The organism is Amycolatopsis sp. NPDC051071, from assembly GCF_040682875.1.
Lineage (GTDB): Bacteria > Actinomycetota > Actinomycetes > Mycobacteriales > Pseudonocardiaceae > Amycolatopsis.
Genome location: NZ_JBFBBY010000094.1, coordinates 21792 through 31577 on the forward strand (window position 1 = coordinate 21792; position 9786 = coordinate 31577).

Annotated in this window: 8 protein-coding genes and 1 pseudogene; 6 read left to right on the forward strand and 3 right to left on the reverse strand. The window is 66.0% G+C overall.

The window, feature by feature from the left end; all coding sequences use genetic code 11:
* Window positions 1–9 precede the first annotated feature (9 nt).
* A complete protein-coding gene (panD, locus tag AB0M65_RS26600; RefSeq protein WP_364032914.1) occupies window positions 10–504 on the forward strand; it encodes an aspartate 1-decarboxylase in 495 nt (164 codons plus the stop codon).
* Between the two features lie 7 nt (window positions 505–511).
* On the forward strand, window positions 512–1339 hold the full coding sequence (locus AB0M65_RS26605; RefSeq protein WP_364032917.1) for a type III pantothenate kinase: 828 nt from the start codon (window positions 512–514) through the stop codon (window positions 1337–1339).
* Window positions 1340–1563: 224 nt separating this feature from the next.
* Here AB0M65_RS26605 and AB0M65_RS26610 read toward each other — a convergent pair whose 3' ends face one another.
* The gene (locus tag AB0M65_RS26610; RefSeq protein ID WP_364032920.1) at window positions 1564–2337 is read right to left on the reverse strand and encodes a class I SAM-dependent methyltransferase; all 774 of its coding nucleotides are present in this window, start codon (window positions 2335–2337) and stop codon (window positions 1564–1566) included.
* Window positions 2338–2434: 97 nt separating this feature from the next.
* Here AB0M65_RS26610 and lysS point away from each other — a divergent pair, with 97 nt between their 5' ends.
* Both lysS and AB0M65_RS26620 read left to right on the forward strand, forming a co-directional pair.
* The gene (lysS, locus tag AB0M65_RS26615; RefSeq protein WP_364032936.1) at window positions 2435–3946 is read left to right on the forward strand and encodes a lysine--tRNA ligase; all 1512 of its coding nucleotides are present in this window, start codon (window positions 2435–2437) and stop codon (window positions 3944–3946) included.
* Between the two features lie 149 nt (window positions 3947–4095).
* Complete coding sequence (locus AB0M65_RS26620; protein WP_037318336.1) at window positions 4096–4449, forward strand: Lsr2 family protein; 354 nt, start codon at window positions 4096–4098, stop codon at window positions 4447–4449.
* 30 nt (window positions 4450–4479) lie between these two features.
* Here AB0M65_RS26620 and AB0M65_RS26625 read toward each other — a convergent pair whose 3' ends face one another.
* Entirely contained in the window at window positions 4480–5301 is an 822-nt protein-coding gene (locus AB0M65_RS26625; protein WP_364032924.1) for an AraC family transcriptional regulator, read from the reverse strand.
* Window positions 5302–5367: 66 nt separating this feature from the next.
* On the opposite strand from AB0M65_RS26625, the gene AB0M65_RS26630 reads away from it, so the two are divergent.
* Entirely contained in the window at window positions 5368–5949 is a 582-nt protein-coding gene (locus tag AB0M65_RS26630; RefSeq protein WP_364032927.1) for a TIGR03086 family metal-binding protein, read from the forward strand.
* On the opposite strand, the pseudogene AB0M65_RS26635 reads toward AB0M65_RS26630, so the two are convergent.
* Window positions 5946–6605, reverse strand: a pseudogene (locus tag AB0M65_RS26635) ((2Fe-2S)-binding protein). The gene AB0M65_RS26630 and the pseudogene AB0M65_RS26635 overlap by 4 nt on opposite strands.
* 359 nt (window positions 6606–6964) lie before the next feature.
* Between AB0M65_RS26635 and AB0M65_RS26640 the strand changes: the two are divergent.
* The gene (locus tag AB0M65_RS26640; RefSeq protein WP_364032930.1) at window positions 6965–9523 is read left to right on the forward strand and encodes an ATP-dependent Clp protease ATP-binding subunit; all 2559 of its coding nucleotides are present in this window, start codon (window positions 6965–6967) and stop codon (window positions 9521–9523) included.
* Window positions 9524–9786: the final 263 nt, after the last annotated feature.

Sequence of the window (9786 nt, forward strand, 5' to 3'; positions counted from 1 at the left end):
GAGTCCACGATGTACCGAACCATGCTGAAATCGAAAGTCCATAGGGCGACGGTCACCCAGGCCGATCTCCACTACGTCGGATCGGTGACCGTCGACGAAGACCTGATGGACGCGGCGGATCTGCTGCCGGGCGAACAGGTGTCCATTGTGGACGTCACCAATGGCGCGCGGCTCGAGACCTACGTGATCGCGGGCGAACGCGGCAGCGGGGTGCTCGGTATCAACGGTGCCGCGGCGCATCTGGTGCACCCCGGGGATCTGGTGATCCTGATTTCGTACGCGCAGATGGAGAACGCCGAGGCGGCCACGTTCCGGCCGCGGGTCATCTTCGTCGACGCGGACAACCGGATCGTCGAAAAGGGCGCCAACCCCGGGCACGCGCCGGAGGGATCCGGACTGCTGAGCGGCACCGTGACGCTGGCCGACGACGACACGATGACCTTCCCGGTCGCCGAAACCGCCGACGCCCGTCGTCTCGACGCGCTGCTGCACGCCGAAAGCTGAGACCCGCTTGCTGCTCACGGTCGACGTCGGCAACACCAATATCGTGCTCGGCCTCTACGCCGGGCAGGGCTCTGGTGATGGCTCCGCGGTGGGAAAGAGTGCCTCGAAGCTGGTCGGTGACTGGCGCATGCGCACCGACGCGCGGATCACCGCCGACGAACTCGCGCTCACCGTGCGCGGGCTCCTCGGCGCGCACGCGGACGCGGTCACCGGGATCAGCGCGTTGTCCACGGTTCCCGCCGTACTGCGGGAGCTGCGGGTCATGCTTTCGCGGTATTACGGCGGATTGCCGAAGATCGTCATCGAGCCGGGGGTGCGCACGGGGGTGCCGCTCCTGGTCGACAACCCCAAGGAGGTGGGCGCGGACAGGCTGGTGAACACCCTTGCCGCGCACCATCTGCACCCCACCACCGCTTGCGTGGTGGTGGATTTCGGGACTTCGACGAATGTGGACGCCATTTCCGCCAAGGGCGAGTTCCTCGGCGGCGCGTTCGCACCCGGCATCGAGATCTCGGTCGACGCGCTCGCCGCGCGTGCCGCGGCGCTGCGCAAGGTGGAACTGGTGCCGCCGCGGTCGGTGATCGGGAAGAACACCGTGGAATGCCTGCAGTCAGGGATCCTCTACGGGTTCGCCGGCCAGGTCGACGGCCTGGTGAAGCGGATCAAACGCGAGCTTTCGCCTGCCGGGGCGGCGCCGGTCGCGGTGATCGCGACCGGCGGGCTGGCGCCGTTGGTGCTGGAGGAGTCGGAGACGATTACCGAGCACGTGCCGGACCTGACGCTGCTGGGCCTGCGCCTGGTCTACGAACGCAACCACCCCTCCGCCCGGCCGTGACCAAACGCCGAACTCGCGTGCTTGAAGGCGTAACTCGCGTGCTTGGAGGCGTAACTCGCGTGCTTGAAGGCGTAACACGCGTGCTTGGAGGCGGATCTCTCGAGTTACGGGTTCAGGCACGCGAGTTACGGGTTCAGGCACGTGAGTGACGGGTTTGAGCACGCGAGTCGGGGGAGGGTCAGCGGCGGGTGGCCGGTTCGGGGTGAACGCCGCCTTCCAGCCGGTCATCGTTTACCCGCACGGAAGACGGTGGTGGTGAGCGGCAGGTCGAATTCCCCGGACGCGGTTTCCGGGTTCCGGGCGAGGAATTCCCGTGCCGTGCGAAGCTTGGCTTCGCGTTCCTCCGCCGGAACCACCACCATGTGCGAATGGGTGGCGAGAGTCTCCACCAGGGTTTCCGCCGTCCTGGGTTGTTTGTGACCGAAAGTCTTCTTCTCGAACGGCTCGAAGGCCTCGTGTTCCGGCAGCGATTCGTAGTCACTCAGCCAGCGCCTGCTCGCCGAGGTCTTGATCAGCGCGTTGAATTCCGCCAGCCAGCCGACGGACTCGTCGTCGTGGTTCCACAGCGCGGCAACGACTCCGCCCGGTTTCAGCACCCTGGCCATCTCCGGGTAGGCCCGGTCGAGGGCGAACCAATGGAAGGCCTGGCCCACGACCACCGCGTCCACGGATTCGTCCGGCAAGGGGATGTTTTCGGCCGTCCCGATGAGCGGGGTCGCCGCCGGGAATGCCTTGGTGAGCACTTCGAGCATCTTCGCGTCCGGTTCGACCGCGGTGACCGCGAGGCCGAGGGCGAGTAGTCCTCCGGTGAGCTTGCCGGTCCCCGCGCCGAGGTCGAGGACGTGTTCCGGGGTGCTTCCGGCGCCCGCCAGCCCCCAGGCCAGCGCCTTTTCGGGATAGTCCGGCCGGTGTGTGGCATAGGCAGAGGCCTTCGCGCCGAACGAGGCGGCGCGCCGTGCGTGCAGTTCGGCTTCGACGCCGGGAGTGGATGAGTTCACACGACCCGAGGTTAATGGAGAGAAAACCACCCGTCCCGGATCCGGAAAAGGTAATCCGGTTGGCGTAGGGAAGCGGCGGGTTCGTACGCTGTGCGCCATGACTGAAATCCCCGCATCCGAGGGCGTGAGCCCCGACGAAGACCTGCCGGAACAGATGCGGGTGCGCCGGGACAAGCGCGACCGGATAATCGCGGAGGGTATCGATCCGTATCCGGTCGAGGTACCCAGGACGCACTCGCTGGCCGAAGTGCGGGCGAAGCATTCCGGCCTTCCGGTGGACACGGCCACCGGTGAGACCGTGGGTATCACCGGCCGGGTCATGTTCATGCGCAATACCGGCAAACTGTGTTTCGCGAGTCTCCGTGAAGGCGACGGGACCGAGTTGCAGGCGATGATCAGCCTCGCGAAGGTCGGCGAAGGCGCGCTCGTGGCGTGGAAGTCCGATGTCGATCTCGGCGATCACGTATTCGTCGAGGGCGAGGTCATCACCTCGAAGCGCGGTGAGCTTTCCGTGATGGCCGACTCCTGGCGGATCACGTCGAAAGCATTGCGCCCGTTGCCCGTGGCGCACAAAGACCTGGCCGAGGAAACGCGGATCCGGCAGCGTTATGTCGATCTGATCGTGCGTCCCAAGGCCCGGGACGTGGTCCGTACTCGCGCCGGTGTGCTGCGTTCCCTGCGTGACTCGTTTCACGGTCGCGGATTCCTCGAGGTCGAGACGCCGATGCTGCAGACGCTGCACGGGGGTGCGGCGGCGCGGCCATTCGTCACGCATTCGAATGCCTTCGACCTCGATCTCTACTTGAGGATCGCACCCGAGCTGTACCTCAAGCGCTGCGTGGTCGGCGGTATCGAGAAGGTCTTCGAGATCAACCGGAACTTCCGGAACGAGGGCAGCGACTCGTCCCACTCGCCAGAGTTCGCCATGCTGGAGTACTACGAAGCGTATGCGACCTATGACTCCAATGCGGTGATGACGCGCCAGCTCATCCAGGAAGCCGCGCAGAACGTTCTCGGCACTCAGGTGGTCACACTCGTCGACGGTTCGGAGTACGACCTGTCCGGCGAGTGGACCACACTCGGAATGTACGAGTCGTTGTCCGACGCCTTGTCTGAAGAGGTCACTCCCGAGACATCGGCGGACAAGCTGCGTTCCTATGCCAAGGCGCGAGAGCTGGAGCTCGACCCAAAGTTAGGGCACGGCAAACTTGTCGAGGAACTTTGGGAACACCTCGTCGGCGATCATCTCCACGAACCTACTTTTGTCCGTGATTTTCCGGTCGAGACATCCCCGCTGACCAGGCAACATCGCAGCAAGCCGGGGGTGGCCGAGAAGTGGGATCTGTACGTACGCGGATTCGAACTTGCCACCGGATACTCGGAGCTCGTCGATCCCGTGGTAGAACGCCAGCGTCTGGTGGAACAGGCCAGGCTGGGTGCGCAGGGCGATAGTGAGGCCATGAACCTGGATGAGGATTTCCTCCGTGCGCTGGAGTACGGAATGCCGCCGAGCGGCGGTGTGGGAATGGGGATCGACCGGTTGCTGATGGCGCTGACCGGCCTTGGTATCCGGGAGACCATCCTGTTCCCGCTCGTCCGCCCGGAATAACCTCCGCGTGAGGAGATACCTCGATCGTTCTCCTAAACGAGATTTGCGTTATGTCTCGGTAGCGGGTATTAATGTCGCTAGACAAAGTCTTCTGTCGGGGCATGCCCCGTACCAGATCATTCGTGTAAGCCCCCAGCAGGAGGAAACAGATGGCACAGAAGGTGCTCGTCTCGCTCGTTGACGACCTCGACGGCAGCGAGGCGGAAGAGACCGTTGAGTTCGGTTTGGACGGTGTGAGCTACCAGATCGACCTTTCCGCGGAAAACGCGGAAGAGCTTCGCGACGCGCTCGCGCAGTATGTGGAGCACGCCCGTCGCGCGGGTGGCCGTAAGCGCACCGCCATTCGTCCGGTCGCCGGCGTGAAGGCCGCTGCCCGCCCCGCGACCGTGGACCGCGAGCAGAACCAGGCCATTCGCGCCTGGGCACGCAAGAACGGCTTCCAGGTTTCCGACCGTGGACGTATCCCGTCCGAGGTCGTGGAGGCCTACCACAAGAAGAACTGAAGGTCGGAACGACCTCGAGCCGCCGGGAAACTATTCCCGGCGGCTTTCTTGTTCTTGTACACGGTTCAACCGGGTGTACTCCGTCGGCACCCATCCGGTCACGGAGCGGAAATCCCGGATGAAGTGTGCTTGGTCGCTATAGCCCAGCTCGGCTGCCAGTTCCGCGTAGTCCGGCTCTTCGACGGCTGCGATCCGTGCCGCCGCTTCGTTCAACCGGTATACCTGAATCGCCCATTTGGGGGCGGTGCCGACATGTTCGGCGAACAGGCGTTGCAGGCTTCGCTGAGACAAGCCCGTTCGGCTTGACAGCCCGGCGACCCTGGTAATGGCCGGTTCGGCCGCGATTGTTTCCACCGCTTCGATGGCCGTCCTGGCCGCGGCGGTGAGCACGGGGTGTTTCGCGAGGAGCAGTTCCTCGCACCGGCGGACCATTTCGAAGTCGTTCGTCGCATTGCGTACCGATTCCGTCACTGGTACGGCGCCGGTGAAGAGATCGGTGAGTGGAAGGGAACGGCCGGAGATCATCGTGACCGGACCGGTCATGAATGCCCGGAAAGCCCCGGGCCGGAATCGCACGCCGATACCGTGGTCCGCACCCTCGACGACGTAGCGAAAAGGCCGTTTCCCCGGCCCGAACGCCCCGGTCGCGTCGCGAAAGAACGTGACGTTGACCGCAAGATTGGGCAGTACCACCTGTTCATGGGGTGGACGGTCGCCAAGCTCCCAGCGCAGCACCCAGTGGTGGTCGACGAACGGCTGTAGTTCCGGTGCCGGCCGGTGCCGGACGAGGCTGAACGCCGCTCTCGCCTGCCGCGCGTTGACGATCCCCGCCGGGATCCGGTGCCCGCTCACCCGCTCAACGTATCCCTGTCGCGTTTCTTCAAGACAGCGCCGCCGTTCCCGTGAACTGATGCCCCCATGCCCGAACACGCTGCCCTGATCGCCCCCGCCGCCGCGGAATTCGCCGCAATCCTGCGCGGGATCGGCGAAACCGGGCTCACCGCCCGCACCCCGTGCGCCGAGTACGACGTCCGTGCGTTGCTGAACCACCTTCTCTATTGGGGTCCGTGGCTCGAAGCCGCCGGCCGCAAGGCGGCTCCGCCCGAGGTGCCCTCCGGCGAGGCGGAGGCAGGGCTCGTCGGGGCCGATTGGCCCGCCGTACTGGAGAAGCAGACAGCGCGGCTCGTTGACATCTTCGGGAAGCCCGAGGCGTGGCAGGGGATGACGGCGCTCGGCACCGCGAAGTTGCCGGCCGCGATCGTCGGGGACATGGTCCTCGGCGAGTTCGTCTTCCACGGCTGGGATCTGGCCATGGCGACCGGTCGTTCCCTCGCCGTGACGCCCGAAGCGGCCGAAGCCGTCCACACGTCCGCCGCGGCGATGGGAGAACAGGCGCGTTCGATGAAGGTCTACGGCGAAGAAGTGGCTGTTGCGGAAGGCGCAACGACCTTCGAACGCGCACTAGGCGTTTCGGGTCGGAATCCCGGCTGGACTCCTTAACGGATTCGCGGACACCCGTCGCATTCCGATTCCGCGGGCAGTAGATAGGAGTAACAGCAGCTTTCGCGGTTTCTCGTCCACTCGCGGTGCCCATCGGGGCCAGGGGCCAGTCGCAGCTTCGACGCCGACGTCAGCGGCGGGAACCGTGATTCGAGGACCAGTGCGGCGTCCGCGACCCCGGCCCCCTCGGCCTCCGGGGAGCTGCCGAGCCGTCCCGCCGACCACAGCGCGTTGTCGAGCGCGTCGGTGGCGGCGGCCCACAGCTGCCGCCGTCCGAGCCTCGTCAGTGGCGCGTAGGCGTCGATGAAGCGGTTCGCGTGCGCCCCGGAGGATCGCCGCCAGCGTTCGCTCGTCCGGGACGACCACGGCCTCCGGAAGCCCCGAACCCGGGTCGGTCGGCAGGCAGTGGAATCCGCCGGGGTGCGCTCGGGGACGGTGGCCGCGTCCGGATACCGGTCTGCCAGCCAGTCGCCGAGCCGGGCACGCCAGCGCACGAGGCGGACCGGATCGTCCAGCAGGTCGCCGCAGCGGACCCAGTCCGGTTCGCCGTCCGGTACGGCGTCGCGGAGACCGGCGCCTCCGGGGATCCTCGCGAGTGAGGCCTGGAGGTCGTCGCCGGGCGACGCGACGGCGTGAGAGGACCGCTGAAGCCGCATGCCGGTCCTCCCATCATTAGGTACGCCTAACCTTACATACGATCCGTGACTACTCCGGACGGGTGTCCAACCACTGGGCAGTCTCTTGCCGGCCGACGTGTTCGCGCTCAGCGGACAAGGCACCTCCGGCGGAATCCGAGTGCGTGTTCGTACGTTGGGTAAGACGTAAAGGTGCAGGGCAACCGGAAGATGAAAGAGCGCACGGCCGGAGAACGGTCGGGGTGCGAACGGGCCGCAAACAGCCGTAGTGGTACGCCAGCGCGACCGCTTGGCTACTAGAGTGGTCTCACGGTGCTGAATCCATCGCGGTGATGCCGAGATGGAAACGGGCCGCCGTCGCAGCAGTCGAGGGAGTGCACATGTTTGAGAGGTTCACCGACCGCGCGAGGCGGGTGGTCGTCCTGGCCCAAGAAGAGGCCAGGATGCTCAACCACAACTACATCGGCACCGAGCACATCCTCCTGGGTCTGATCCACGAGGGTGAAGGTGTCGCCGCCAAGGCGCTGGAATCGTTGGGCATCGCGTTGGAGGGCGTCCGCCAGCAGGTCGAGGAGATCATCGGCCAGGGGCAGCAGGCCCCGAGCGGGCACATCCCCTTCACCCCGCGGGCCAAGAAGGTGCTGGAGCTGTCGCTGCGCGAAGCGCTGCAGCTCGGCCACAACTACATCGGCACCGAGCACATCCTGCTCGGGCTGATCCGCGAAGGAGAAGGCGTCGCCGCACAGGTGCTCGTCAAGCTCGGCGCGGACCTCAACCGGGTGCGCCAGCAGGTGCTGCAGCTGCTCTCGGGCTACCAGGGTGGCAAGGAGTCGACCGAAACCGGCTCCGGACGCGGTGAAGGCACCCCGTCGTCGTCGCTGGTGCTCGACCAGTTCGGCCGCAACCTGACCGTGCAGGCCCGCGAAGGCAAGCTCGACCCGGTCATCGGCCGTGGCAAGGAAATCGAGCGGGTCATGCAGGTGCTGTCGCGGCGCACCAAGAACAACCCGGTCCTGATCGGTGAGCCCGGCGTCGGCAAGACCGCAGTCGTCGAGGGGCTCGCGCAGAACATCGTCAAGGGCGAGGTCCCGGAGACGCTGAAGGACAAGCAGCTCTACACCCTCGACCTCGGCTCCCTTGTCGCCGGTTCCCGGTACCGCGGTGACTTCGAAGAGCGCCTCAAGAAGGTGCTCAAGGAGATCAAGACCCGCGGCGACATCATCCTGTTCATCGACGAGCTGCACACGCTCGTCGGCGCGGGTGCCGCCGAGGGCGCGATCGACGCCGCGTCGATCCTGAAGCCGATGCTGGCCCGTGGTGAGCTGCAGACGATCGGCGCGACCACGCTCGAGGAGTACCGCAAGTACATCGAGAAGGACGCCGCGCTGGAGCGCCGCTTCCAGCCGATCCAGGTCGGCGAGCCGTCGCTCGAGCACACGATCGAGATCCTCAAGGGCCTGCGCGACCGGTACGAGGCACACCACCGTGTCTCGATCACCGACGGCGCGCTGGTGCAGGCGGCGACCCTGGCCGACCGCTACATCAACGACCGCTTCCTGCCGGACAAGGCGATCGACCTGATCGACGAGGCCGGCGCCCGGATGCGTATCCGCCGCATGACCGCGCCGCCGGACCTGCGCGAGTTCGACGAGAAGATCGCCGACGTGCGCCGGGACAAGGAGTCCGCGATAGACGCGCAGGACTTCGAGCGCGCCGCCCGCCTCCGTGACGAGGAGAAGACCCTCCTCGGCCAGAAGGGTGAGCGGGAGAAGCAGTGGAAGGACGGCGACCTCGACGTCGTCGCCGAGGTCGACGAGGAGCAGATCGCCGAGGTCCTCGCCAACTGGACCGGCATCCCGGTGTTCAAGCTCACCGAGGAGGAGACCACGCGTCTGCTCCGGATGGAAGACGAGCTGCACAAGCGGATCATCGGCCAGGAGGACGCGGTCAAGGCCGTCTCCCAGGCGATCCGCCGTACCCGCGCCGGTCTGAAGGACCCGAAGCGCCCCTCCGGCTCGTTCATCTTCGCCGGTCCGTCCGGTGTCGGTAAGACCGAGCTGTCCAAGGCGCTGGCGGCGTTCCTGTTCGGCGAGGACGACGCGCTCATCCAGATCGACATGGGTGAGTTCCACGACCGCTACACCGCTTCGCGGCTCTTCGGTGCCCCTCCGGGCTACGTCGGCTACGAAGAGGGCGGCCAGCTGACCGAGAAGGTGCGGCGCAAGCCGTTCTCGGTGGTGCTGTTCGACGAGATCGAGAAGGCCCACCAGGAGATTTACAACACGCTCCTGCAGGTCCTCGAAGACGGCCGTCTCACCGACGGCCAGGGTCGTACGGTCGACTTCAAGAACACCGTGCTCATCTTCACCTCGAACCTGGGTACCTCGGACATCTCCAAGTCCGTCTCGCTCGGGTTCTCCCAAAGCGGTGACACCGCCAACCGGTACGAGAAGATGAAGCAAAAGGTCAACGAGGAAATGAAGAAGCATTTCCGGCCTGAGTTCCTGAACCGGATCGACGACATCATCGTCTTCCATCAGCTGACCAAGGACCAGATCATCCAGATGGTCGATCTGATGGCCGCCCGGGTCGAGAAGCAGCTCAAGGCCAAGGACATGGAGCTTGAGCTCACACCCAAGGCCAAGGCGCTGCTCGCGAAGCGCGGCTTCGACCCGGTGCTGGGCGCGCGGCCACTGCGTCGCACGATCCAGCGTGAGATCGAGGACCAGCTGTCGGAGAAGATCCTGTTCGGCGAGATCCAGGCCGGTCAGATCATCCTGGTCGACGTCGAAGGCTGGAACGACGAAGAGGGCGAGAAGGACGACAAGGCGCACTTCGTCTTCCGCGGCGAAACCCGCCCCTCGTCGGTCCCGGACGCCCCGCCGGTCAGCATCGGCGCAGGCCCCAGCGAAGAGAACGGTGAAGCCGAGGCGGAGTAGGTCTCGGTGGTTTTCGGAAACGCCCGTCGCGGGTTTGCCGCGGCGGGCGTTTTCGTGTGTGCGGGGCGGCCTGGCTTCGTCGGCCGCCCCGGACTCGCGCCGCGAAGCCCCTGCCTTGAAGCTCGCGAAGCAGACCTCACGACCTCAAGGCAGAGCTTCGGTCACGCGCGTGACCCAGGGCGGCTGCGGGGCGACCCCACGCACTCCCCGGGCGCCGCTGCCCCCAGCCGCCACATCGGGAGATCACACGTGAGAAAAACCAT